Source organism: Salmonella sp. 3C (assembly GCF_025426275.1).
In the GTDB taxonomy this organism is placed as follows: domain Bacteria; phylum Pseudomonadota; class Gammaproteobacteria; order Enterobacterales; family Enterobacteriaceae; genus Salmonella; species Salmonella enterica.
This window is the reverse complement of record NZ_CP104858.1, coordinates 3,214,597-3,240,134: the sequence shown is the minus strand read 5'-3', so window position 1 is coordinate 3,240,134 and position 25,538 is coordinate 3,214,597. Positions and strand designations below refer to the sequence as shown.

Here is a 25,538-nt window from a genome sequence, read left to right as displayed (position 1 = left end):
CAGTGTTACAGCTTCTTTTAGCAGTTTTTATCGGCGGTGGAACGGGGAGCGTAGCCCGGTGGATGCTAAGTATGCGTTTTAATCCGCTTCATCAGGCGATTCCCATCGGTACGCTAACAGCAAATTTGCTTGGCGCGTTTATTATCGGCATGGGGTTCGCCTGGTTTAACCGCATGACACATATCGATCCGATGTGGAAAGTGCTCATTACGACCGGCTTTTGCGGCGGCCTGACGACCTTTTCTACTTTTTCTGCCGAAGTGGTATTCTTGCTGCAAGAGGGGCGCTTTGGCTGGGCGCTGCTGAATGTGCTGATTAACCTGTTGGGTTCGTTTGCCATGACGGCGCTGGCATTCTGGCTATTTTCCGCCGCAGCGGCGCGTTAAGCGCAAAAAAAACCCGCCGAAAGGGCGGGTTTTGAAATCTTGCTGTCGGACGTATGCTTACAGAGCAGTTACGTTTGCAGCGGAAGGGCCTTTGGCACCGTTAGTGATTTCGAACTCTACGCGCTGACCTTCAGCCAGAGTTTTAAAACCATTGGTCTGGATTGCAGAGAAGTGTACAAACACGTCTTTGCTGCCATCTTCCGGAGTAATGAAACCGAATCCTTTGGATTCATTAAACCACTTAACGTTACCTTTAATCTTAGACATCAAAATTACCTTTACATGAAAAATAGACACAAATGCTGTGTCGGATACCAGTACAACAATTGTGATGCATTTTGTCCAGTCGAACTTTGCGAAAAAGTGATAAATATCGCGTTAATTTTTAGCTAACCCTATCTACTTATTGTTTTTTAAGGATTTTTAATTCACAACAGAACAATGCCCTTCCCCGTCAAAACTGGAAACGCATCCAGGCGAAATAGACGTTTCCGTTGTTATACGAACCCGGAATGTAGGTCATCTGAAAGGTAGCGGGACCATAGCCTATCGACGCTAAAGGCAACAGCACAGGGATGGGAATATAATTCCAGTTGTCGCGCGCGGTAACGCCTGCGGTAAAGCCCAGTCCCAGACGAAAATTATCGTCTTCCAGCGGTCGCCAGGTTTTTTCCCAACCATAACCGCCTATGGGTTCCCATTTGTTAAATGAATCTTTAAAGGCCATCATATAGAGGCCATGCCAGTTGCCTTTGTCGTCCCAGCGCGACTGACCAAAACCAACGCCCCACGGCCGCTCGTTATAGCGATCCGTTTTCTCTTTATCGTAGGCAAAGCGCGCATGCCAGGTAATGGCGGGGACATACAAATCATAATGCCCAGGCTGTCGCCACGTTTCTGCGACGTTATCGGTAAACGTGTTAAACCACCCTTTATCCGCCGCAGAGACTGAAGGAATAGCCAGCCATGGCATCAAAAGGAGAGCAATAATAAGAAAATACTTTCTGATGATCATCACAACATACATACCGTTCAAAAATTCGACTGTGATAATAACAACATTAACCTGAATAAAATCTTAACAAACTATAAACAGAGAATAATCTGAGAGAGTATCGGGTTAACGGCGTTTGATTTAGCACTCAGAACCGTCACGCGCTCCTTAATAAGCTTTCACAAAAAACACAAAACAAAGCACAACAAATAAAACAATAAAATAACAATAAATTAATACTTATAGTGCTACAGAAAATTCGTATAAGTATATTTCATCTTTAGCAATGACATGAAAAAATAACCGCGCCGTGATTTTAATCAGTAAGGCGCCATCCTTTATTCGGTACATTTTTATACCACTTTTGTGGTTCTTATTTTTACTCTGGGTGTCGATAAGACAGGGGAAACAATGCTAACAGTTATAGAGCTCCTTATCGGAGTCGTCGTTATTGTGGGTGTAGCGCGCTACATCATTAAGGGATATTCCGCCACTGGCGTTTTATTTGTCGGCGGTCTGGCTCTGCTTATTATCAGCGCGCTGATGGGGCATAAGGTATTACCTGCCAGCGAAACCAGTACCGGCTATACCGCAACAGATATTGTTGAATACATCAAAATTTTGCTTATGAGTCGCGGCGGCGATCTTGGCATGATGATCATGATGCTGTGCGGCTTTGCCGCCTATATGACGCATATCGGCGCGAATGATATGGTCGTGAAGCTGGCGTCGAAACCTTTACAGTACATAAACTCGCCCTACCTGTTGATGATTGCTGCCTATTTTGTCGCCTGCCTGATGTCGCTGGCCGTCTCTTCCGCGACGGGGCTTGGCGTACTGCTCATGGCTACTCTCTTCCCGGTGATGGTCAACGTCGGCATTAGCCGCGGCGCGGCGGCGGCTATTTGCGCCTCTCCGGCCGCCATCATCCTCTCGCCAACGTCTGGCGATGTGGTTTTAGCCGCAAAAGCGGCGGAGATGCCGTTAATCGATTTCGCGTTCAAAACCACGCTGCCGATTTCCATCGCCGCAATTATCGGTATGGCGATTGCGCACTTTTTCTGGCAACGCTATCTGGATAAAAAAGAGAACATTTCACATGAGATGCTGGACGTGGCGGAGATTACCACCACGGCCCCGGCGTTTTATGCCCTTTTGCCGTTCACGCCCATTATCGGCGTACTGATTTTTGACGGTAAATGGGGGCCGCAGTTGCACATTATTACCATCCTGGTGATCTGTATGCTGCTGGCCGCCGTGCTGGAATTCGTGCGCGGCTTCAACACGCAAAATGTGTTTTCCGGCCTGGAAGTGGCTTATCGCGGCATGGCGGATGCGTTTGCCGGCGTCGTGATGCTGCTGGTCTCGGCGGGCGTTTTCGCCCAGGGGCTGAGCACCATTGGCTTTATCCAAAGTCTGATCTCGATTGCCACTTCTTTTGGCTCCGCCAGCATTATTCTGATGCTGGTCTTAGTGATTTTAACCATGCTGGCCGCGATGACCACCGGTTCAGGCAATGCGCCTTTTTACGCCTTTGTTGAGATGATCCCTAAACTGGCGCACTCCTCCGGTATCAACCCAGCCTATTTATCCATCCCAATGCTGCAAGCCTCAAACCTGGGGCGCACGATTTCGCCGGTCTCCGGCGTCGTGGTCGCTGTCGCCGGGATGGCTAAAATATCACCGTTTGAAGTGGTGAAGCGCACGTCCGTTCCGGTCATCGTCGGTCTGTTGATCGTCATTATCGCCACGGAAATTATGGTGCCAGGCGCCTCTTCCGCCGTTACTGGCGGCTGATAGCCGGTAAGCCGGGGCGAGGGAAAACATCGCCCCGGCATCTTAAACCAGGCTTAGCCGCCGTGGTAAATACGCTGCGGCCTGCCCACTTTGCCATGAATAATCTCTGCGACAATCAGGTGCTGACTCGCGCAATATTCCAGGTAGCGTCGGGATGTGGTGCGGCTTATCGTTAAGGCCTGCGCGACCGTTTCAGCCGTATGGCGTACGGTTGGATCGGCAAACAGCTTCATCACCGCATTAAGGGTTAAGGCATCAATACCGGTCGGCAAATCCCCTTTCGGTTCGCCGCGCGCATAGGCGTTGAACATTTCATCTATCTGCTTCTGGCTTGCGCTATCCGCGCTCGCCAGCATACGTCTGCGCTGTTGATAGCGGGTCAGCGTCTGTCCCAAACGTTCATAAGCAATAGGTTTGACCAGATAATCAAACGCGCCGCTACGTACCGCTTCCGCTACCGTCTCCATGTCACTGGCGGCGGTCGTAAACACGACGCCGCCGGGATAGCGCGACTGCATTAATTCATGCAGCAGCGTAATCCCCTTCCCATCCGGCAGATAATTATCTAACAGAATTAATCCAGGTTTGAACCGGTCAATCATCATTCTCGCCTGCGCCAGATTGCCCGCCAGCCATATCTGCTTAAAGCCAGGAATATGGCGGATATATTCTGCGTGCATTTCCGCCAGCAGCGTTTCATCCTCAACGATCAATAGGGTTAATGGTTCTGTCATCGTTTTTTTCACTTTCGGAAGGAATAAAGAAAATAAGGTGCCACAAGGATCATTGTCTTCCAGCGTAATGACCCCGCCACAGCGCCCCACATAACTTGCAATCAGATATAACCCGATACCATGCTCACCGGGTTCGTCGGTGCGGGTACTTACGCCCTGTTCAAAAATTTTTTCCCGCAGCGCTTCAGGAACGCCGCAGCCCTGGTCAGCGACCTCTATCACCACCTCGTCGCCCTCGTCGCTCAGGAAAAGTTCGATGGTATTGTCGCCTTCCTGTGTACGCAAACTCGCCTCAAACGCGTTATCCAGCAGATTCCCGACGATGGCGGCGAACTCCGTGCTATCCAGCCCCTCCGGCAGTTGATGTAGCTGGCTGCCGGGAACAATCACCATCTTGAGCCCCAGTTCACGCGCGCTGAACTTTGCCAAACAGCAAACCGGCCACCTGGCGATCGGCGAAGGCGCCGCGTAAACTATCAATAAGTTGCTGCTGCGCCTGCGACTCACCCTGCACCATCTCTCTGACCCGATCATACTCTTTCATTTGCAGCAGGCCGTTCAGAGTCGACATCCAGTTCAGGTGCTCATGGCGTAGCGTGCGCAGGCTCTCAACATACTGTTTAATCTGGGTTAGCTGCGCGTTCAACGTCGCGATTTCATCCTTGCTGCGAAAACTAATAATAGCGCCCAGCAGCTCCTCGCCGGAACGGATAGCCTCACGATTGGCGATGACGCTCAGGCCATTGAAGTTGGCCATCACGTCCTTGCGTCTTTCTGCGATCTGGCAGGTAAAAAAGTCTGCCGGATTGACGACTTCCGCGATCAGCTTGCCCAGCCACTGACGCCCCGGCGACGGCAGCCCCAACATTTTTCTCGCACTGCGGTTAATCGCGGTAATATGTCCCTCCGGATCAACGGCGATCAGCCCTTCATAAACCGAGCTAAACAACGCCTCCTGCTGGCGTACCACGCGCGCAATCTGTTTCGGCTCCATGCCCAGCATTTGTCGGCGGATATGCGCGGCGAAAAACCAGGAAAGCAGCATTAATACCACCAGCAACAGGACAAAAACCCCCGCCATCGGTAATAAGAAGTCCAGCCGCCAGGAGTCGATTTTACTGACCAGATAGCCAATTGAAACAACGCCGATCACGTTGCCTTCGTTGTCAAAGATAGGCGTTTTGGCGCGCATCGCCATCCCTATTGAGCCCTTACCGGTAATGAAATAACTTTCTCCTCTTTCCAGCGCGCCGGGTTTCGTAAACTGCATGGGATAGCCGATTTTTTCCGGATTCGGATGGTAAAGCCGGATCGAGTGGCGATCGCCTATCACCACATAGTCAAAATCCGTCCCGCGCTGCAGTTTATTCGCAATTATCGCCAGGCGTTTATAGTCCCGGCTTTTTACGGCAGCGATAATGCTGTCGTTAGAAGCAATAATTTTTGCCTGATTCATCGCCATATCACGAACATGGGACGCCAGATAATCTTCGAAACTGGCAGACAAATATTGTGCTAACGCTGCCACGATGAAAACAGAAACCACCAGAATGAGCAGAAAAATACGTAACGGAAACGCGAGTTGCCGAAAAAAAGGAAACAGCTTTTTATTTTTCTGATAGGACATTAAGGTTCCTTATGGGCATTTCTCTTCAGATTTATCGCAAATGTAATAAAAATGTTTTCAGCATCTTGATGCATATAAAAACCAATCGTTACAGATTCCCCACATTAAATCAATTAAACAACTAAAACCCACCGCCGGAATGGCGATTAAATTAATTAAAAAACTTAAAACCATAAAACACTTAAAAACCATCTAACGCTTTGTGAAATAAATCAAAATTTACCACCAAAATACTCCTTACGATGTATACGTCAGAGAGAAAAATAAATAACTCGTCATAAAAAAACTCCCACTCTGACTGAAAAGAAAAAGTTATCAAGTTGCAACACAGCGCAACATATACAGAAAAGTGGCAACAAGCATATCACCAGGATATTTCTTACTATGTTTGGCAATAATGTATTCACTCGGGTAAAACGCTCTGAAAATAAAAAAATGGCGGAGATCGCTCACTTTCTCAAAGAGAATGATTTAAGCGTCGATACCACTGTAGAAGTGTTTATTACCGTCAGCCGTGATGACCGTCTTATTGCCTGCGGCGGTATTGCCGGAAATATCATTAAATGCGTGGCCATTAGCGAATCAGTACGCGGCGAAGGCTTAGCGTTAACGCTGGCGACGGAATTGATTAATCTCGCCTGGGAACGGCACTGCACCCATCTTTTTATTTATACCAAAACGGAATACGAAGCGCTGTTTAAACAGTGCAGCTTTTCGACGATAGCCAGCGTCCCTGGCGTAATGGTCTTAATGGAAAATAGCGCGACCCGCTTGAAACGGTATGCGGAATCGCTGGCGACATTGCGTCATGAGGGAAAGAAAATTGGCTGTATTGTGATGAACGCCAATCCTTTCACGCACGGCCATCGCTATCTGATCCAACAGGCGGCGGCACAGTGCGACTGGCTGCATCTGTTCCTGGTCAAAGAAGATACGTCACGCTTTCCCTATGAAGACCGACTCGATCTGGTCCTTAAAGGGACCACCGATATCCCGCGCTTAACCGTTCACCGCGGCTCCGAATACATTATCTCTCGGGCGACGTTCCCCTGCTATTTCATTAAAGAGCAGAGCGTCATTAATCACTGTTATACCGAAATCGACCTGAAGATTTTCCGCCAGTATCTGGCGCCCGCGCTTGGCATCACACACCGCTTTGTCGGTACGGAGCCGTTTTGCACCGTTACCGCCCAGTACAACCTTGATATGCGTTTCTGGCTGGAGACGCCAACGCTTCCCGCCCCACCCATTACGCTGGTGGAAATAGAGCGGCTTTGCTTCCAGGAGACGCCGATATCCGCCTCCTGGGTACGCAAGCTGCTGGTTAAACACGATCTCACGGCTATCGCGCCGCTGGTTCCCGACGCCACCCTGCGCTATTTGCAGGGCATGGTCGAACGCCATCCGGGCAGCGCGGCAGCCCGTCAAAAGTCCCCCGTATTAGCAACAGGTGAAAAATGAAAATAAACCAGCTAGCCGTCGCAGGCACGCTTGAGTCCGGCGATGTGATGATACGCATTGCGCCGCTCGATACGCAGGATATTGACCTGCAAATCAACAGTAGCGTTGAAAAACAGTTTGGCGAGGCCATTCGCGCCACCATCCTGGAGGTGCTTTCTCGCTACGACGTGCGCGGCGTACAACTGAACGTTGATGATAAAGGCGCTCTGGACTGCATTTTGCGCGCCCGACTGGAAACACTACTGGCGCGCGCCAGCGGTATTGCCGCTCTGCCCTGGGAGGATCGCCAATGATTTCCGCCTCTCTGCAACAACGTAAAACCCGCACCCGCCGCAGTATGTTATTCGTACCGGGCGCCAACGCGGCGATGGTGAGCAATTCGTTTATCTACCCGGCCGACGCGCTGATGTTCGACCTGGAAGACTCCGTTGCATTACGCGAAAAAGACGCGGCGCGCCGTCTGGTATATCACGCGCTGCAACACCCGCTTTACCGTGACGTCGAAACCATTGTCCGCGTGAATGCGCTGGATTCCGAATGGGGCGTCAACGATCTGGAAGCGGTCGTGCGCGGCGGCGCGGACGTGGTGCGTTTACCGAAAACCGACACCGCGCAGGACGTCATTGATATCGAAAACGAAATTCTGCGCATTGAAAACGCCTGCGGTCGCGAACCGGGCAGTACCGGCCTGTTAGCCGCCGTGGAATCGCCGCTGGGTATTACCCGCGCGGTAGAAATCGCCCACACCTCTGAACGGTTGATCGGGATTGCGCTGGGCGCGGAAGACTATGTTCGCAACCTGCGCACCGAACGCTCTCCGGAAGGCACCGAACTGCTGTTCGCCCGCTGCGCCATTTTGCAGGCCGCGCGTTCCGCCGGCATTCAGGCCTTCGATACCGTCTATTCCGACGCCAACAACGAAGCCGGTTTCCTGCAAGAAGCCGCCCACATTAAACAGTTGGGCATTGACGGTAAGTCACTGATCAACCCCCGCCAAATAGAACTGCTGCACAACCTTTATGCGCCGACGCGTAAAGAGGTCGCCCATGCGCGTCTGGTCGTTGAGGCCGCAGAAGCCGCCGCCCGCGAAGGTCTCGGCGTCGTTTCCCTTAACGGCAAGATGGTCGACAGCCCGGTGATTGAACGCGCCCGTCTGGTGCTCTCCCGTGCAGAACTTTCCGGTATTCGCGAAGAATAAGGCAAAAAAATGACGCAGAAAAATGAATCTCAACGCCAGAATCGCGTAGCCGCCTGGAGCCGTCACGCTGAAAGCGAACTGAGCGCTTACCACAGTGCGGCAAAATTGGATCTACAAGCGCAAAAACCGCGCGACCACAAACTGTGCGCCAGCCTGGAAGAGGCCATCCGCCGTTCCGGTTTACGCGACGGCATGACGGTCTCCTTTCACCACGCGTTTCGCAGCGGCGATCTGACGATTAACCTGGTGATGGAAACCATCGCGAAGATGGGCTTCAAAAACCTGACCCTGGCCTCCAGTTCGCTGAGCGACTGCCATGCGCCGCTGGTTGAACACATTCGTAACGGGGTGGTCAGCCGCATCTACACGTCAGGCTTGCGCGGCCCGCTGGCGGAAGAAATTTCTCGCGGCCTGCTGGCTGAGCCGGTTCAGATTCACTCCCACGGCGGTCGTGTACATCTGGTACAAAGCGGCGAACTCAACATTGATGTTGCGTTTCTTGGCGTGCCCTCCTGCGATGAATTCGGTAATGCTAATGGTTATACCGGCAAAGCCTGTTGCGGTTCACTGGGCTACGCGATGGTGGATGCCGATAGCGCGAAGCAGGTCGTGATGCTGACGGAGCAACTGCTGCCGTATCCGCATAACCCGGCAAGCATCGCTCAGGATCAGGTTGATCTGATCGTGCAAATCGAAGAAGTCGGTGATGCAAACAAAATCGGCGCTGGCGCGACCCGCATGACCACTAATCCGCGTGAACTGCTGATCGCCCGCAGCGCGGCGGAAGTCATTGCTCACTCCGGCTACTTCAACGAAGGTTTCTCCCTACAAACCGGCACCGGCGGCGCATCGCTGGCGGTCACCCGCTTCCTGGAAGACAAAATGCGTAGCCGCAACATTGTGGCTAATTTCGCGCTGGGCGGTATCACCGCCACCATGGTCGACCTGCATGAAAAGGGCTTAATCCGCAAACTGCTTGACGTTCAGAGCTTCGATCGTAACGCTGCGCAATCTTTGGCCCGCAACCCGAACCATATCGAAATCAGCGCTAACCAGTACGCCAACTGGGGCTCTAAAGGCGCTTCCGTCGACCGTCTGGACGTGGTGGTACTGAGCGCGCTGGAAGTAGACACCCACTTCAATGTTAACGTGCTGACCGGCTCCGACGGCGTTCTACGCGGCGCGTCCGGCGGTCACTGCGATACCGCCGTCGCGGCGGCGCTGTCCATCATCGTCGCGCCGCTGGTGCGCGGTCGCATCCCAACGCTGGTTGATAACGTCACCACCTGCGTCACACCGGGCTCCAGCGTTGACATTCTGGTCACCGATCACGGTATCGCCGTCAATCCGGCGCGTCCGGAGTTGGCTGAACGACTGCAAGCAGCGGGAATGAAAGTGGTATCGATTGAGTGGCTGCGCGAACGCGCGCAACTGCTTACCGGTCAGCCCCGCCCTATCGAATTCACCGACCGCGTGATTGCTGTCGTGCGTTATCGCGACGGTTCAGTGATCGATGTGGTGCATCAGGTGAAGGAATAAGCCATGCGCCTGTTTCCTGAACTCGCCACCTGTCACGACGTTTCTATTCCTGAGCTGCTCGCCAGCCGGGATGAGAGACAAGCAAGACAGCGCGCCTGGCTAACGCGTCACGCCACTCCGCTGGTCTCCTTTACCGTGGTGGCGCCAGGCCCGATGAAAGACAGCGCGTTAACCCGCCGGATCTTTAATCACGGCGTGACTGCCCTGCACACGCTGGCAGAAGAGTATGGCTGGACTATCCGGGAGCAGGCTGCACTGGTTTCCGCCAGCGGGCCGGAAGGGCTGCTGGCGATTGACGCGCCCGCTCAGGCGCTCAAACAGGCGACCATCGCACTTGAACAGCGTTATCCACTGGGTCGCCTGTGGGATATCGATGTCCTGACGGCGGAAGGCGAAATACTCTCCCGCCGCCATTTCGCGCTTCCCGCTCGCCGCTGTCTGCTGTGCGGGCAAAGCGCGGCTGAATGCGCGCGGGGTAAAACCCACGCGCTGACTGATTTACTGACTCATATGGAGGCGCTGCTGCATGATGCCGATTCCCGCCAACCCGACTAACGCCTCCATTCAGCCTCAGTCGCTGTATGACGCCTGGGCCGATTTGGCCTGGCGCGCCATGCTGACCGAGGTAAATTTATCGCCAAAACCCGGTCTGGTAGACCGACTAAACTGCGGCGCGCACAAAGATATGGCGCTGGCGGATTTTCACCGCAGCGCGGAGGCGATTCGACACTGGCTGCCGCGCTTTATGGAATATGGCGCCAGCTGCACGCGCCTGCCGCCAGAGTCAGTTCTGGCGGGCCTGCGTCCATTGGGGATGGCCTGTGAAGCAGCGATGTTTCGCGCAACGGCGGGCGTCAATACCCATAAAGGCAGCATTTTCTCGCTGGGGTTACTGTGCGCCGCCATTGGCCGCCTGTATCAGCTACGCCAGCCGATCGCCGCAGAAACACTCTGCGCTACCGCCGCCGATTTTTGCCGCGGCCTGACCACGCGCGAACTGCGCCAGAACAACCTACAGCTCACCGCAGGCCAGCGGCTGTATCAGCAACTGGGATTAACCGGCGCGCGCGGTGAAGCGGAAGCGGGCTATCCGCTGGTCATCCGCCACGCGTTGCCGCACTACCGCGCATTGCTGGCGCAGGGGCGCGATCCGGAACTGGCGCTGCTTGATACCTTACTGCTGCTGATGTCGCTTAACGGCGATACCAACGTCGCGTCGCGCAGCGGGGCGGACGGTCTGCGCTGGTTACAGCAGCAGGCGGCGGTCTTATTACATCAGGGCGGCATACGGACGCCTGATGATCTCGTTTATCTCCACCGGTTCGATCAGCAATGCATTGAACGCAATCTCAGCCCAGGCGGTAGCGCCGATCTGCTGATCGTGACCTGGTTTTTAGCGCAAATTTCGCAAGTTAATCATTAACACAATTATAGAAAATATCCTTTCCGGAGAGTCAGTTATGTCTTTATCCAAAGATAATATATGGAAGTTGTTGGCCCCATTAGTGGTGATGGGCGTCATGTTGCTAATTCCTGTTCCAGATGGTATGCCGCCGCAGGCCTGGCACTATTTTGCGGTTTTCGTCGCGATGATTGTCGGTATGATCCTGGAGCCGATCCCGGCGACAGCGATCAGTTTTATCGCCGTAACCATTTGCGTTATCGGCAGCAATTACCTGCTATTTGACGCTTCAGAACTGGCCGATCCGGCGTTTAAAGCCAGTAAACAGGCGCTGAAATGGGGGCTTGCCGGTTTCTCCAGCACCACGGTCTGGCTGGTTTTCGGCGCGTTTATTTTCGCGCTGGGCTACGAAGTGACCGGGCTGGGGCGCCGCATTGCGCTGTTTTTGGTAAAATTCATGGGTAAACGCACGCTGACGCTCGGCTATGCGATTGTCATTATCGATATTTTGCTGGCGCCGTTTACTCCCTCCAATACGGCTCGTACCGGCGGGACTGTCTTCCCGGTCATCAAGAACCTGCCGCCGCTGTTTAAATCGTTTCCAAACGATCCTTCCGCACGCCGCATCGGCGGTTATTTGATGTGGATGATGGTGATCAGTACCAGCCTGAGCTCTTCGATGTTTGTCACTGGCGCGGCCCCGAACGTATTAGGTCTGGAGTTCGTCAGCAAGATCGCTGGCGTCCAGATTAGCTGGCTGCAGTGGTTTCTCAGCTTTCTGCCGGTAGGGATTATTTTACTGATCGTTGCGCCGTGGCTCTCCTATGTACTTTATAAACCTGAAGTGACCCACAGTGCGGAAGTCGCGGCCTGGGCTGGCGGCGAGTTAAAAAACATGGGGCGTCTGTCCCGCAAAGAGTGGACGCTGATTGGCCTGGTGCTGCTTAGCTTAGGATTGTGGGTTTTTGGTGGAAAAATCATCAACGCCACTGCCGTGGGTCTGCTGGCCGTCTCGCTGATGCTGGCGTTGCATGTTGTGCCGTGGAAAGATATTACGCGCTACAACAGCGCCTGGAACACCCTGGTGAACCTCGCTACGCTGGTGGTCATGGCCAATGGCTTAACCCGCTCCGGCTTTATTGACTGGTTCGCCAATACCATGAGTACGCATCTGGAAGGTTTCTCGCCGGATGCAACCGTGATTGTACTGGTACTGGTGTTCTATTTCGCGCACTATCTGTTCGCCAGTCTTTCCGCTCACACCGCGACCATGCTGCCGGTCATTCTGGCGGTGGGTAAAGGCATTCCGGGCGTTCCGATGGAACAACTGTGTATTCTGCTGGTGCTGTCTATCGGTATCATGGGCTGTCTGACGCCGTATGCCACCGGCCCTGGTGTGATTATCTACGGCTGCGGTTACGTGAAATCCAGAGACTACTGGCGGCTTGGCGCAATCTTTGGCGTTATCTATATCGCGATGCTGTTGCTGGTGGGCTGGCCGATTCTGGCAATGTGGAATTAAACATTACGCCAACGCAGGTTAAAAATGATGCCGTTCAGGTTCACCTGAGCGGCATTTTTTATGATTAAATGGGTAACATTCATAATGTGTATAAATTATCGAATTCATCATGAACACAATATGGCATTACAGTCCGCTGCTGGCTGCCCTCTTAACCCCGATTTTTGCCGCCAACGCCGACGAACTTCAGGCGCAACAGTACGGTGATTTCACTGACTATGTGCTGGCGCTTTCCTGGCAAACCGGTTTTTGTCAAAGCCAGCATGAACGCCGCCATCGGGAGCCCGATGAGTGCCGTCTGCAAAAAGAGCCAGCCAACAAAGCAGACTTTCTGACCGTCCACGGCCTGCGGCCAGGATTACCCAAATCTATCGCCGCACGCGGTGTTGACCAGAGACGCTGGCAGCGCTTTGGTTGTGCGACGCGGCCAATCCCGAATCTGCCTGAAGTCAAGGCCAGTCGGAAATGCTCAGCCCCCCCCCGGACTTTCGCCTGACATCGCGACAGCGCTTAAGGAAGTGATGCCCGGCGCGGGGGGGAATTCCTGTCTGGAGCGCTACGAATATGCCAAACATGGCGCCTGTTTCGGGTTTGATCACAATGCCTATTTCGGCACCATGATACGGCTGGATAAGGCGATAAAAGACAGCGCGCTGGGGCAGTTTCTGGCGGATAATTACGGCAAGACCGTTAGCCGCGCTGAGTTTGATAGCGTCGTCGCACAAATGTGGGGCCAGGATAATGTCAAAGCCGTTAAAGTAAACTGCCATGGCAATCCCGCCTATTTAACAGAGATTCAGTTTTCATTAAAGGCGTCGATGATTAACGCGTCGCTCTCCTCTGCCTCATTCCTGCCACAGCCGCATCCCGGCAACTGCGGGAAACAGTTTATTATCGATAAAGCCGGTTATTGACGAAGCAGAGGTTTAAAACCGTAGCCACATTTGAGAACACGCCCGAATGTAGACTAAAATTCACTCAGGGCTATGACGTTTGAGGATTTACCCGAATGTGAACTAAATCACTTCAAAGACGGGGTAAGTCTCAGTATCATCATGAGAGTTAAACCCTCGCCGCCAGACGGTGAGGGTTTTCTTTTGGGACCATTTACCTGCACTACTCGCAGTATCGATGACATGGAGTAAGAAATGTCCAGACCCACTATTATCATTAACGACCTTGACGCCGAACGTATTGATCGTCTTCTGGAACAGCCTGCGTATGCGGATCTGCCGATTGCCGACGCGCTCAACGCCGAACTGGATCGCGCGCAAATGTGTTCCCCACAAGAGATGCCGAACGATGTCGTCACCATGAACAGCCGCGTTAAATTCCGCAATTTGAGCGATGGTGAAACACGCGTGCGGACGCTGGTGTACCCCGCCAATATGACGGATAGCAGTACCCAGCTTTCGGTAATGGCGCCCGTCGGCGCGGCGTTGCTGGGACTGCGCGTCGGCGACACCATTCACTGGGAACTGCCGGGCGGCGCCTCCACCCATCTCGAAGTGCTGGAACTCGAATATCAGCCTGAAGCCGCGGGCGACTTCCTGCGTTAAACCATCTGCATAAGCGTTAATGCGTTTACACAGAGGATGCCTGCGCATCCTCTTTCCGTTAGCCCTTTCATTTCTGCCTGCTTCAGACAACGCCGCCTGGCATCGGATTGATTACTCCCGTCGCCTGTTTCTGCGCCGCTTGTGCCGACGTCGCTCCCGGCACCAAGATAACCTTCCGGCACTCTTCTTCGCGTTTTTCGAAAATTTCGTAGCCGCGCGCTGCCTCTTCAAACGGCATATAGTGCGTGACAATCTCCTCCGGCTTCAGCAACCCTTTTTCAATAAGCGGTAATAGTTCCCCCAGCCACGCGTGAACATGGGTTTGACCCATTTTAAAAGTTAGCCCCTTATCAAAGGCGTCGCCGAATAAAAAGCCGTGAATAAAACCGGCATACACGCCGGGCACGCTGACCACGCCGCCGCGTCTGACCGCCGCGATACATTGTCGCAGCGCTTTGCCGCTGCTGCCTTCCAGTTTAAGGTTCGTCAGCACCGTCTCCGTCAAGCTGCCTTTCGCTTCAAAGCCTACGGCATCAATTACCGCGTCCACGCCGCGGTGTCCTGCCGTCTGCTCGATGATTTTTTCCGCCGGATCGTTCTCATCATCGAAGTTGATCGGTATCGCGCCGTAACGTTCTTCGGCGAAACGCAAGCGCCAGGCGTGGTGATCAACGACGAAGATCTGCTCCGCGCCCAGCAGTCGCGCACAGGCGATAGTCAGTAATCCTACAGGCCCTGCGCCAAAAACCGCCACGCTGGAACCTTGCTGAATCTGGGCATTTTTTGCCGCCTGCCAGGCGGTAGGCAAAATATCAGAAAGAAACAGCGCCTTATCGTCAGATAACAGCGGCGGCACCTTAAATGGACCAACATTACCTTTTGGCACGCGAACATATTCGGCCTGTCCGCCGGGAACGCCGCCATACAGATGGCTATACCCAAACAGCGCCGCCGGTGGCGGGATCTGTTTTTTATTCATCGCCGCGCCGTGTCCGTCGTTAGTGTTTTCACACGCTGAATATTGCTGTAGCCGACAGAAAAAACAGTCACCACAGGCAATGACAAACGGGATAACGACCCGATCCCCTTTCCGAATATTCTTCACATCATGTCCGGTTTCCACCACCTCGCCCATAAATTCATGGCCGAAAATATCACCATGTTTTACCTGTGGGATCTTGCCGCGATAGAGATGCAAATCAGATCCGCAAATTGCGGTGGCGGTAACACGCAAAATGATATCGTCAGGCAGCTCAATGCCGGGATCGGGTACGTTTTCAACCTTTACGTGATGTGGACCGTGATACGTCAATGCTTTCATGCAGCCTCCGGGGTAACGGTGAATGTTGCGTTCGACTATAAAAGGGTAGCTATCCCGGAGAGACTGCCGGCAAAACAGGCGGCTTTAGGATTTTTCCTGGAAAATACACGACTTTTTTAACGTCAGGTTGCCGTAATATTTAAAATTGCCAGACAAATAGCAGAAAGAAACATTATTATATGCTTGAATAAATTCAGTATTGATTAACAGGGAGTAACGGGTATGTATAAGACAATCATTATGCCGGTTGATGTTTTTGAAATGGAACTTAGCGATAAAGCCATTCGCCACGCTGAGTTTCTGGCGCAACAGGATGGCGTCATTCATCTGTTGCATGTACTGCCTGGGTCCGCGAGCATGAGTCTGCACCGCTTTGCCGCCGACGTGCGTCGCTTTGAAGAACATTTACAGCATGAGGCGGAAACGCGTCTGCAAACGATGGTGGGACACTTCAGTATCGATCCTTCACGAATTAAAACGCATGTTCGCTTTGGTAGCGTGCGCGATGTCGTCAATGAGATGGGCGAAGAACTGGATGCGGATGTCGTGGTAATCGGTTCGCGTAATCCGTCCATCACGACACACCTGTTGGGGTCTAACGCCTCAAGCGTGGTGCGCCATGCGACGCTGCCAGTATTGGTCGTGCGTTAACCCTGGTGGCTAAAAACTTACACGCCCTGCCAGGTCACGCCTGGCAGGGCTTTTTACTGCATTATCGTTAGTACAAATGCCCGATATTCACAATAGTACTCACCGTGTCGCCAAAAAAGACCAGCCGACTCAGAAATACGCCGACGAATAACAAGACGAACAGGAGTTTCGGGCGCGAATCACCGTGACGGCTGGCGACAAAAGCGAGCGCAAGGCAGACCAGGCTTGCCAGATAAAACGGTGAAGCCAGCCATGAACGCGCCGTCATCTGCATGACCGTTCCCCCGCTTAACCACACCAGCGGCGCCGCGATAAGTACCGCGATACACACCACAATCCCCTGGCGTAACGCAGGAACGGCAGGCCTGAGTTTTAACAGCGGAATCACCGCGCAACCCATGACCCATACCGTAATAAAAAATAACAGCATGGTAAATCCATTAGCGATAGCTACCATCGCTGGCGCGGCGTAGGTCATCCCCTGCACCGCCACCAGTAACACGCCGAACACGGAGGCGATAAGAGCCATCGCTTTATGTCCCTTTGCCAGGAACGTTACGCCGACCACTGCGCCAAACAACGTGGCGCCCAGGATTTCCCGACTTAACCAGGCATGTCGCAGGTTAATCAGCGCATCATAAGCGCGATCGGGATGCGCCAGATGCAGAATCGCGGCAATAGACGCCAGTGCCAGCACCAGCCCGGTGGCCAACCAACAGAAACGCTGGCCTTCCACTTCACCACGCAGCGTACGCCATGTCAGTACCAAAGCCATCCCGACAGACATCTGGCTTAATACCGTAAAAAACACCAGCGGCAGTTCATATTTTTCCATTACTTGTCCTCCGGCTGCTTAGGCTGGCGCGCCAGAATAAAGCGCGTTCCTGGATTAAGCTGTGGCATATGCGGGAACCCTGGCGGATACTGCACCGCATTATCGGGCACAGGATCGGCATCCAAATCGATAATCGACAAGGCGCCCACCGGACAGGCGTTTACGCACGCCGGATTCATACCGATATCAAGACGCTCGTAGCACATACTGCATTTTTCCGCTTTACGCGTCTCTTCATTAAAACGCGGCGCGCCATAAGGACAGTTACGAATACAGTTTTTACAGCCGATGCAGCGCTCAGGGTTATGCACCACCACGCCATCTTCACGTTTGGTATAGGCTTCGACCGGACAGGCGGCGACGCAGGCCGGATGTTCGCAGTGGTTACAGGCCAGCGAGTAAAACGCCCGCTCTTCATGTGGATAGATGTCTTTATCCAACGGATAAACGTAGCGCCAGAAGCGATCCGGCTCCAGTTGGTTAAAGCTTTTACACGCCATAGCACAGCCGCGGCAGCCGATGCACTTATCGCTATTCACTAAAAACGCACGTCTCATGCTACGGATTCCCCTTTACCGATCAATACAACGTCAGCAAACTGACTGTGGATAGCGGCGCCCAGCGCGCCAGTTTTCATCAGCCCCATATCAGCAGGCGTATCGGCCACGACGTTTTGCACGTTGTACTGCCGTTTCGGGAACCACGCTTCATACATCACCAGAAAATCTTCCGGCACGTTGGTGGTGACTTTTGCCCGCAGCTCAACTTCACCGGTGCCATTGAAAACTTTGACCAGATCGTTCTCACTGATGCCCTTTTTCTTCGCGGAAGAAGGATGGATATAAACGAACGGTTCCGGGTAGAACACCTGCATCCAGTCCAGGTTGATAAACTGCGAGTGCAGGCCAAACTGCACGTGCGGCGTAAACAGATGGAACGGCAGTTTGCTCTCGGCTTCCGGTTTGTATTCCGGCAGCGCGGTGTGGCCGTTTTTCTCCGCCAGTTCAGATTTAAATTCATACTTGCCTGACGGCGTTTTGAACTTGCGATCGTACCAGGCGGCAGAACTTGGCAGGATCGCTTTTTTCGGCCCGTCCAGCAGATCGTCCCAGGAAGAGATGCCAAACATTTTCGCCATACCGTCGTTGAACTCCTGATCCAGCCAGCGCTTGTGATCGAACTCTTGCGGGAAGGTACAGGAACCCGGCGCCATCTTATTAATGGTGCGCGACAGCATGGTAGCGATTTCAAGGTCGCATTTTGCTTCATACATCGGCTTAATCGCCGGCTGATTAATGGAAAGCCAGTAGTGCCAGTAAGAAGCATCCACGTTCCACTCTTCAAACGCGGTGGTAACGGGCAGCACGATATCAGCGTGTTGCACCGTTTCGTTGAAGAACTGATCGGCGCAGACCACCATTTCCAGTTTTTCAAACGCTTTTTTCATCTTGCTGCGATCGAAATCCTGGGCAAACGGGTTTTTACAGGCGACCCACAGCATACGAACCGGCGGATCGTTGGCCTCCAGAATCCCCTGCGCCGTCTGGTTGATATTCAGAGAGCGATCGGAGTACTGCACGGCGTCGCTGCCAGCGGCAGCCCCGAATTCACTGGTGGTGCCCGCCGCTCCCGGTATGCCAATAGCGCCCACCGGCGGCTTCTGCAGCATGGCGTTATAGTTAAAGCCCCAGGTATGCAGATGGCCATAACGCGCGCCGCCGCCTTCGACACCGATGTTGCCGGACATAGCGACAAAGGCATCGATAGCGCGAACGTTGGCGCCGCCGTTGACATGACGCTGCATCCCGTAACCAATCCAGACCGTGGCCGGCTTAACCGCCGTAAACTCTTCCGCTAGCTGGCGAATGACATCCGCAGACAGGCCGCAGATTTCTGCCGCCCACTCCACGGTTACATGGTTACGCAGATAGGCTTCAAATTCCGGATAGCCGTGAGCATCGTTGTTAACAAAATCCTGATCCACCAGGCCTTTATCCACCAGATGACGCGCCATTCCCAGCGCCAGCGCGCCGTCTGAGCCAGGCCGTACGCGCAGGTAGAGATCGGCTTTGGCAGCAGTCTGCGACAGCAGCGGGTCGATAACCACGACCTTCGCCCCTTTCTCGCGCGCCTGATAGATGTACTTCATGCTGTGCATTGAGCACCAGGCCGGGTTGGCGCCCCAGATAATGATGTATTTCGCTTTCACCATATCTTCCGGGTCGTTACACCACATGTCGCCCATGTCGTAGTTTTGCGCGTCGATACCGGCAGGCCAGCACGGCGTACCGGCAAAACGGGTGGTGTAGCCAAGCGAGGACATCATCCCTTCAACGGCATAGTTCAGCACGCCAAACTTACCGGAATATTTGGTCAGCGCCAGACCGAGCATAGAACCGTCTTTTTTCTTAATCTCCAGCATTTTGGCGGCAATGCGCTGCATCGCCTCTTCCCATGAGATGCGACGCCAGTTGCCGCTACCGCGAACGTCCTGCGCCATTGGGATATTTAATACGATCGGGGCTATAAACCCGGCGCGGATAGCTTAACCCTTTGACGCAAGGGGTACCGTGAGTAAATGTTGATTCCGGCGCGCCTTCCACGAAAGTAATGACCCCGTCCTTTACCCACGTCTTGAGGCTACAGGTGTCATAGCAGTTACGCGGACACGCGTTACGATAAATTTTGTACGTTTTAGGGTTAAAGGGAACAGGCGGCTGCGCAAGCGCGCATCGGGAGGTCAGTAATCCTCCGGGTAAAGTCGCAACGGCGCCCAGTGCCACTATCCCCTTTAAAAAAGAACGTCTGTTCAGATGTCCCGTCTCATTACTCATATTGATACTCTCGTTTTAATTCATCAAGCCAATAAAATAAGATGTCCGCCACCGTATATAACGTGGTCGTTTGTGCATGAGTTTTTATTTTTTCGATATATAATGGCACCCACTTTGTTAAATAGTTATTGATATATTGAGTGAGAGTAGAGCGGTATGGTGACGTTTGCCGGGTATTAGCCAGTAATAGTGTGGTCAATTCCAGCACGCAGGAAATATGATCGTCAGGGATATTGCTCTCCTGATTAACCGATAATCCCAACGCTGCCATAAACTCCCGTATCTCCAGCGTCGCCTTTCCCATCACCAGCGCATCCTCTTCCAGATACACTGAAGCGAAAGGCGCAGCCAGCAGCTTGCCAGGACCGACGAATAGCGCATTAAAGTCATACTCCGCTTCCAGCCACGCCCGGTCGGTAAGGTTTACCGCAGCAGAGGGATTTAATCTCACGTAGGCAGATTTCAGTGAATGACTATCATGAGAATTAAAAAAATCACGCAATGTAAGCCCTGTTTTTTCTAATTCCGTCAGTGATTCATAGATTGAATCCATGAATAAATAACCTCACATACAAATGCAATATAAATCAAGAAAAAAGAATGGGCATGTTAGCGGAAGCGCTTAATCTTTCTTTGATAAAAAAACAGAAAAATTCCAGTTAAATCCGTAGAAGGCTTTTTTATTGTTTCAAAGTTTAAAAACAGAAGACCGTTGAAATAAAAAACCGTCTGTTATTAACAGACGGTTTCAGAGTATTGATAATGAAGAACGTGTTTTACCCGGCGGCGTTCCCCGGGCATAAACACCGCAGGCCCGAATAGCTTACACTATCGGGCCGTTTACGATGGCCAGTTAACTGACCTTGCAGGTGTGCTTACTTCTTTTTATGCGATTTTGGTACGAATCAGATAATCAAAGGCGCTCAACGAGGCTTTCGCCCCTTCGCCTGTGGCGATGATAATCTGTTTGTAAGGAACGGTGGTGCAATCGCCTGCAGCGAAGACGCCCTTAACGCTGGTTTCACATTTGGCGTCAATAATGATCTCGCCCATGCGGTTACGCTCAAGCGCGCCTTCCAGCCAGTGGGTATTCGGCAACAGACCAATCTGCACAAAAATCCCTGCCAGCGCGACGCTATGAATATCGCCGCTGACACGGTCACGATACTCCAGCCCCACCACTTTCGAACCGTCGCCCTTCACTTCTGTCGTTTGCGCATTCAAAATGATATCGACATTTTTCAGGCTACGCACTTTGTCCTGTAGCACCTGATCCGCCTTCATCTCCGGCGCGAACTCCAGCAACGTAACATGTTCTACAATACCTGCCAGATCGATAGCCGCTTCAACGCCGGAGTTGCCGCCGCCGATGACCGCCACACGCTTCCCTTTAAATAACGGACCGTCGCAGTGCGGGCAATAGGTGACGCCTTTGGTGCGATACTGATCCTCGCCCGGCACATTCATATTGCGCCATTTCGCGCCGGTGGCGATGATGATACTGCGCGCTTTCAATACTGCGCCGGACGCCGTTTCAATCTGATGCAGGCCACCTTCTGTCGCGGCCGGAACCAGTTTACTTGCGCTCTGGCTGTCGATAACGTCAACGTCGTAATCGCTGACATGCGCTTTCAGCGCGCCCGCCAGTTTCTGGCCTTCGGTTTTCGGCACCGAGATATAGTTTTCGATATCCACGGTATCCAGCACCTGACCGCCGAAGCGCTCGCCCATCAGACCGGTACGGATGCCTTTGCGCGCCGAGTAGACCGCCGCCGCCGCGCCCGCCGGGCCGGAGCCGACAATCAGCACGTCATACGCATCGCGTTTGTTCAGCGCTTCCGCCGCGCGTTTTTCTGCGCCAGTATCCACTTTGGCGACAATCTCGGTCAGAGTCATACGTCCCTGGCCGAACTCTTTACCGTTAACAAATACCGCCGGAACACCCATCACGTTACGTTCGGTGATTTCGTTCTGGAAGGTGCCGCCATCAATTGCCGTATGTTTAATACGCGGGTTCAGCACCGCCATCAGGTTCAGCGCCTGCACTACGTCCGGGCAGTTATGGCAGGAGAGTGAATAATAAGTTTCGAATTCAAAATCGCCGTCAATATCGCGAATCTGCTCCAGCAGCGACTGCGCTTCTTTTGACGGATGACCGCCGGTCCACAGCAGCGCCAAAACCAGCGAGGTAAATTCGTGGCCCAGCGGAGAACCGGCAAAGCGCGGCCCTTGCTGAGAACCTGGATTCGTAATCAGGAAAGACGGCTTGCGCACCGGCAGAGTATTGTCTTCTTTAAACGTGACTTTGTCGGACAGCTCGGCGATTTCAGCCAGCAGTTCCTTGATTTCCGCCGATTTAGCGCTGTCATCCAGCGTGGCAATCAGCTCAACAGGTTTGGTCAGTTTCTCAAGGTAAGCCCTGAGCTGGGTTTTCATATTTGTGTCGAGCATTCTTCTTCCCTCTCTGAAAACATCATCATGCAAGCCGACTTCGCGGGACTGCATTAATGCAACTTGCGTCATGGTGCTGAAATGAAATGGGCGCGGGTGCGCCCATGACTGAAACAATTTCCAAGGTATTTCACGTCAGAGTAAGGCGGCTAGCCTGAGAATCCCCGGGAGCTTACTGAAGTAAGTGACCGGGGTGAGCAGGCGACGCCAACACAGCTATGGCGTGAAAGACGACGGAAATTTAAATTTTACCGACCAGGTCTAAGGATGGAGCCAGAGTCGCTTCACCTTCTTTCCATTTCGCCGGGCATACTTCGCCTGGGTGAGCGGCAACGTACTGTGCTGCTTTAATTTTACGCAGCAGGTCAGACGCGTCACGGCCGATACCTTCAGCGGTAACTTCGATCGCCTGGATGATACCCTGCGGGTCAACAACAAAGGTTGCACGGTCTGCCAAACCTTCGTCTTCACGCATGTTGTCGAAGTTACGGGTCAGGGCGCCAGTCGGGTCGCCGATCATCGCATATTTGATTTTTGCGATAGTTTCAGAGCTGCTGTGCCATGCTTTATGCGTGAAGTGAGTATCGGTTGAGACGGAATAAACGTCTACGCCCAGCTTCTGCAGTTCTTCGTAATGGTCGGCAACGTCACCCAGTTCAGTCGGGCAAACAAAGGTAAAATCGGCCGGGTAGAAGAAGAAGACGCTCCAGCGGCCTTCGGTATCTTTCTCGGTGACTTCAATGAATTCACCGTTTTTGAACGCCTGGTTTTTGAAAGGTTTGATTTTGGTGTTAATTAAGGACATCTATACTTCCTCCGTGTTTTCGTTGAGGAGTAAGTTAACGAAATTTTGCTGATTCGGCTAATGCGTTTCCATTATCAAATCAATAAGCGTTAACTAACAACCCGATTCGGGCGACATTGTGAACACTGCGCCCTGTCAGCCATCTAAAGTAAAAAGGCCGCCTGACAGGCGGCCCCATTACCTGAACTACCCGTAGGTAACTTCAGAGCCAGTACGACTCGTCTTGCAAATTACAGACGTATTGTCTGCAACTCGAAATCCATAGCGTATATGCTGGCTAAGTGTTGCGCTCTACATTACCTTAACAAAGGCTGTAACAGCGAAAAGGATTACATCACCCCAGCACAGAAAGGGCAATCCTGCCACGCCAGCTCTTACCTATGTCTGTGATAGGCATCATCATTAATACTCTTTTCGCTTTGATCTTAAAAGGAAAAAATATGATTAAACGTACATTGCTGCTTGCTATGCTGCCCATTCTCGCCCACGCGGAAGAACTTCCTGCGCCGGTTAAAGCCATTGAAAAACAGGGCATAACAATCCTGAAATCCTTCGAGGCGCCGGGGGGCATGAAGGGCTATCTCGGAAAGTATCAGGATATGGGCGTCACGATTTACCTGACGCCGGACGGTAAACACGCGATTTCCGGCTATATGTATAATGAAAAAGGCGAAAATCTTAGCAACGCCCTGATAGAAAAAGAGATCTATGCACCGGCCGGACGTGAAATGTGGCAGAAAATGGAAAAAGCGTCATGGATACTCGACGGTAAAAAAGACGCGCCGGTGGTGCTGTATGTCTTCGCCGACCCTTTCTGCCCCTATTGTAAGCAGTTTTGGCAACAAGCTCGTCCGAGGGTCGAATCCGGCAAGGTACAATTACGCACATTACTGGTCGGCGTGATTAAACCGGAAAGCCCGGCCACAGCCGCAGCGATTTTAGCCGCGAAAGACCCGGCGAAAACCTGGCATGACTATGAAACCTCCGCAGGAAAGATGAAGCTGGAGGTTCCGGCGTCCATCCCCCCGGCGCAGATGAAAGTCATTAATCAGAATCAGCAGTTAATGGACGATCTTGGCGCTAACGCGACGCCAGCAATTTATTACATGAATAAAGATAAGATTTTGCAACAGGTTGTGGGTTTACCGGAAAAAGCGCAACTGGACGCCATGATGGGGCAGCCTTAACGCAGAAATTAGCAAAGCTGGAGCTTAACCGTACCACGCCCGATAGCGCTACGTTTGTCGGGCCAACCTCTGACTGGCATTAACGCAACGCCAGACCAGCATGTCATCCGACACAGCCTTTTTAGACTAACGGCGTGGTTATAAAAGTGTACGTTATGTCCGCCTTTACTGTAATTATTTACTTGCTAAAATATTCATAACTGTGGTATTTTAGTTTAAATAAACTCTACATTAAGTTTAATAAACATAACTCTGGTAAATTATTGAGATTAAGTCATAATCATGGAAGATACCATGATAATGCCGGGAACATACTATGGCTAACCTTTACGACCTTAAAAAATTTGATCTTAACCTGTTGGTTATATTTGAATGTATCTATCAACATTTAAGCATTAGCAAAGCAGCAGAAACACTCTATATTACACCTTCTGCCGTAAGCCAGTCATTGCAACGCCTGCGCACGCAATTCAACGACCCTCTATTTATTCGTTCAGGCAAAGGAATTACGCCTACCGTAACAGGCATTAATTTACATTATCATTTAGAAAATAATCTTAACAGCCTGGAACAAACTATTAATATAATGAATCAGTCCAGCCTGAAGAAAAAATTTATTATCTACAGCCCACAGCTGTTGATCACCCAATATGTGATGAAATTAGTTAAATATATCCGCAAAGATCCACAGGTTGAAATTGAACATCACGACATTTTGACCACTGACGAACTGCCTGAAGATCTGCTTGCCTACCGCAAAGCAGATATTGTGGTTTCAATGGCCCCACTGAATAATCGTTCTATTGTTTGTACTCACTTTAATAGGCTAGAATGCATCCTGGTTTGCAGTGAAAACCATCCCCGACTAGGCGACACCGCCACTATCGACGAAATTCTACAAGAGTCATTTACGCAACTCGTCTCCCGGGCAACCGGTATGAAAGAATATCATTCACTTATGGATGATGTGCTGGGGGAAAGAATAATTGGTTTCAGAAGCAAATCGCTGATGACCATCGCCAACTCTATCAGCTCCACGGAGCTTATTGGTTTTTTACCACAAACATTTTTTGACTATTACTCTTCCTCTATCAAACTTAAAAAAGTCACCATACCTTTTACCATTGCTCCCATACAATTCTATCTTATGTATAATAGGGCTTCGCTGAATAATAGCGGATTTGCTGAGCTCATTGAGCACATCACAAAAAACATTAATAAGAAGGTCAGATAAC

Annotated in this window: 22 protein-coding genes and 3 pseudogenes; 14 read left to right on the top strand and 11 right to left on the bottom strand. The window is 52.1% G+C overall.

Going from position 1 to position 25,538, the window contains the following annotated elements:
• Window positions 1-2 precede the first annotated feature (2 nt).
• Window positions 3-386, top strand: coding sequence for a fluoride efflux transporter CrcB (crcB, locus tag N7E69_RS15410; RefSeq protein ID WP_000939753.1), 384 nt, complete (start codon window positions 3-5; stop codon window positions 384-386).
• A 57-nt stretch (window positions 387-443) separates the two neighbouring features.
• Here the strand turns inward: crcB and cspE are convergent, their stop codons facing one another.
• Window positions 444-653 carry a transcription antiterminator/RNA stability regulator CspE gene (gene cspE, locus N7E69_RS15405; protein ID WP_000034826.1) on the bottom strand — a complete coding sequence of 70 codons (210 nt, stop codon included), beginning with the start codon at window positions 651-653 and terminating at the stop codon, window positions 444-446.
• A gap of 187 nt (window positions 654-840) precedes the next feature.
• Window positions 841-1,413: a lipid IV(A) palmitoyltransferase PagP gene (pagP, locus tag N7E69_RS15400; protein ID WP_001574017.1), complete on the bottom strand. Its 573-nt coding sequence runs from the start codon at window positions 1,411-1,413 to the stop codon at window positions 841-843.
• A gap of 378 nt (window positions 1,414-1,791) precedes the next feature.
• Between pagP and dcuC the strand changes: the two genes are divergently transcribed.
• Window positions 1,792-3,177, top strand: coding sequence for an anaerobic C4-dicarboxylate transporter DcuC (gene dcuC / locus N7E69_RS15395; RefSeq protein ID WP_000958611.1), 1,386 nt, complete (start codon window positions 1,792-1,794; stop codon window positions 3,175-3,177).
• A 53-nt stretch (window positions 3,178-3,230) separates the two neighbouring features.
• Here the strand turns inward: dcuC and dpiA are convergent, their stop codons facing one another.
• Together dpiA and dpiB are read right to left on the bottom strand one after the other, a co-directional pair.
• Window positions 3,231-3,911: a two-component response regulator DpiA gene (gene dpiA / locus N7E69_RS15390; protein ID WP_000138778.1), complete on the bottom strand. Its 681-nt coding sequence runs from the start codon at window positions 3,909-3,911 to the stop codon at window positions 3,231-3,233.
• Window positions 3,880-5,538: pseudogene (gene dpiB / locus N7E69_RS15385) on the bottom strand (sensor histidine kinase DpiB). The gene dpiA and the pseudogene dpiB overlap by 32 nt, the downstream one beginning before the upstream one ends.
• A gap of 384 nt (window positions 5,539-5,922) precedes the next feature.
• On the opposite strand from dpiB, the gene citC reads away from it, so the two are divergent.
• From citC to rnk, 9 genes and pseudogenes are all read left to right on the top strand, one after another.
• The gene (citC, locus tag N7E69_RS15380) at window positions 5,923-6,999 is read left to right on the top strand and encodes a [citrate (pro-3S)-lyase] ligase (RefSeq protein ID WP_000467872.1); all 1,077 of its coding nucleotides are present in this window, start codon (window positions 5,923-5,925) and stop codon (window positions 6,997-6,999) included.
• The gene (gene citD / locus N7E69_RS15375) at window positions 6,996-7,292 is read left to right on the top strand and encodes a citrate lyase acyl carrier protein (RefSeq protein ID WP_000700679.1); all 297 of its coding nucleotides are present in this window, start codon (window positions 6,996-6,998) and stop codon (window positions 7,290-7,292) included. Before citC ends, citD begins: the two co-directional genes overlap by 4 nt.
• Window positions 7,289-8,197 carry an aldolase/citrate lyase family protein gene (locus N7E69_RS15370; protein ID WP_001751630.1) on the top strand — a complete coding sequence of 303 codons (909 nt, stop codon included), beginning with the start codon at window positions 7,289-7,291 and terminating at the stop codon, window positions 8,195-8,197. Before citD ends, N7E69_RS15370 begins: the two co-directional genes overlap by 4 nt.
• 9 nt (window positions 8,198-8,206) lie before the next feature.
• Window positions 8,207-9,736 carry a citrate lyase subunit alpha gene (gene citF, locus N7E69_RS15365; protein ID WP_261743129.1) on the top strand — a complete coding sequence of 510 codons (1,530 nt, stop codon included), beginning with the start codon at window positions 8,207-8,209 and terminating at the stop codon, window positions 9,734-9,736.
• A 3-nt stretch (window positions 9,737-9,739) separates the two neighbouring features.
• The gene (citX, locus tag N7E69_RS15360) at window positions 9,740-10,291 is read left to right on the top strand and encodes a citrate lyase holo-[acyl-carrier protein] synthase (protein WP_001236075.1); all 552 of its coding nucleotides are present in this window, start codon (window positions 9,740-9,742) and stop codon (window positions 10,289-10,291) included.
• Entirely contained in the window at window positions 10,263-11,159 is an 897-nt protein-coding gene (citG, locus tag N7E69_RS15355; protein ID WP_000982658.1) for a triphosphoribosyl-dephospho-CoA synthase CitG, read from the top strand. The genes citX and citG overlap by 29 nt, the downstream gene beginning before the upstream one ends.
• A 37-nt stretch (window positions 11,160-11,196) precedes the next feature.
• On the top strand, window positions 11,197-12,660 hold the full coding sequence (gene citT / locus N7E69_RS15350; protein WP_000059029.1) for a citrate/succinate antiporter CitT: 1,464 nt from the start codon (window positions 11,197-11,199) through the stop codon (window positions 12,658-12,660).
• A gap of 109 nt (window positions 12,661-12,769) precedes the next feature.
• Window positions 12,770-13,574, top strand: a pseudogene (gene rna / locus N7E69_RS15345) (ribonuclease I).
• 234 nt (window positions 13,575-13,808) lie between these two features.
• Window positions 13,809-14,219 carry a nucleoside diphosphate kinase regulator gene (gene rnk, locus N7E69_RS15340; RefSeq protein WP_000089748.1) on the top strand — a complete coding sequence of 137 codons (411 nt, stop codon included), beginning with the start codon at window positions 13,809-13,811 and terminating at the stop codon, window positions 14,217-14,219.
• A gap of 82 nt (window positions 14,220-14,301) precedes the next feature.
• Here rnk and N7E69_RS15335 read toward each other — a convergent pair whose 3' ends face one another.
• Window positions 14,302-15,540: a zinc-dependent alcohol dehydrogenase gene (locus N7E69_RS15335; RefSeq protein WP_000646104.1), complete on the bottom strand. Its 1,239-nt coding sequence runs from the start codon at window positions 15,538-15,540 to the stop codon at window positions 14,302-14,304.
• A 222-nt stretch (window positions 15,541-15,762) separates the two neighbouring features.
• Between N7E69_RS15335 and uspG the strand changes: the two genes are divergently transcribed.
• A complete protein-coding gene (uspG, locus tag N7E69_RS15330) occupies window positions 15,763-16,191 on the top strand; it encodes a universal stress protein UspG (protein ID WP_000278499.1) in 429 nt (142 codons plus the stop codon).
• A gap of 67 nt (window positions 16,192-16,258) precedes the next feature.
• On the opposite strand, the gene N7E69_RS15325 is transcribed toward uspG, so the two are convergent.
• From N7E69_RS15325 to ahpC, 6 genes and pseudogenes are all read right to left on the bottom strand, one after another.
• The gene (locus tag N7E69_RS15325; protein ID WP_000417090.1) at window positions 16,259-17,026 is read right to left on the bottom strand and encodes a dimethyl sulfoxide reductase anchor subunit family protein; all 768 of its coding nucleotides are present in this window, start codon (window positions 17,024-17,026) and stop codon (window positions 16,259-16,261) included.
• The gene (locus N7E69_RS15320) at window positions 17,026-17,583 is read right to left on the bottom strand and encodes a 4Fe-4S dicluster domain-containing protein (RefSeq protein ID WP_001250381.1); all 558 of its coding nucleotides are present in this window, start codon (window positions 17,581-17,583) and stop codon (window positions 17,026-17,028) included. The genes N7E69_RS15325 and N7E69_RS15320 overlap by 1 nt, the downstream gene beginning before the upstream one ends.
• Window positions 17,580-19,860, bottom strand: a pseudogene (locus tag N7E69_RS15315) (molybdopterin-dependent oxidoreductase). The gene N7E69_RS15320 and the pseudogene N7E69_RS15315 overlap by 4 nt, the downstream one beginning before the upstream one ends.
• On the bottom strand, window positions 19,853-20,413 hold the full coding sequence (locus tag N7E69_RS15310; RefSeq protein ID WP_000377433.1) for a molecular chaperone: 561 nt from the start codon (window positions 20,411-20,413) through the stop codon (window positions 19,853-19,855). Before N7E69_RS15310 ends, N7E69_RS15315 begins: the two are co-directional and overlap by 8 nt.
• Window positions 20,414-20,745: 332 nt before the next feature.
• A complete protein-coding gene (gene ahpF / locus N7E69_RS15305) occupies window positions 20,746-22,311 on the bottom strand; it encodes an alkyl hydroperoxide reductase subunit F (protein ID WP_000887644.1) in 1,566 nt (521 codons plus the stop codon).
• Between the two features lie 241 nt (window positions 22,312-22,552).
• Window positions 22,553-23,116, bottom strand: coding sequence for an alkyl hydroperoxide reductase subunit C (gene ahpC, locus N7E69_RS15300; RefSeq protein WP_000052802.1), 564 nt, complete (start codon window positions 23,114-23,116; stop codon window positions 22,553-22,555).
• A 440-nt stretch (window positions 23,117-23,556) separates the two neighbouring features.
• Here ahpC and dsbG point away from each other — a divergent pair, with 440 nt between their 5' ends.
• Together dsbG and citR are read left to right on the top strand one after the other, a co-directional pair.
• Window positions 23,557-24,303 (top strand): thiol:disulfide interchange protein DsbG, encoded by a 747-nt coding sequence (gene dsbG / locus N7E69_RS15295; RefSeq protein ID WP_000597119.1) that lies wholly within the window; start codon window positions 23,557-23,559, stop codon window positions 24,301-24,303.
• Between the two features lie 316 nt (window positions 24,304-24,619).
• A complete protein-coding gene (citR, locus tag N7E69_RS15290) occupies window positions 24,620-25,537 on the top strand; it encodes a DNA-binding transcriptional repressor CitR (protein ID WP_000002498.1) in 918 nt (305 codons plus the stop codon).
• Window position 25,538 lies beyond the last annotated feature (1 nt).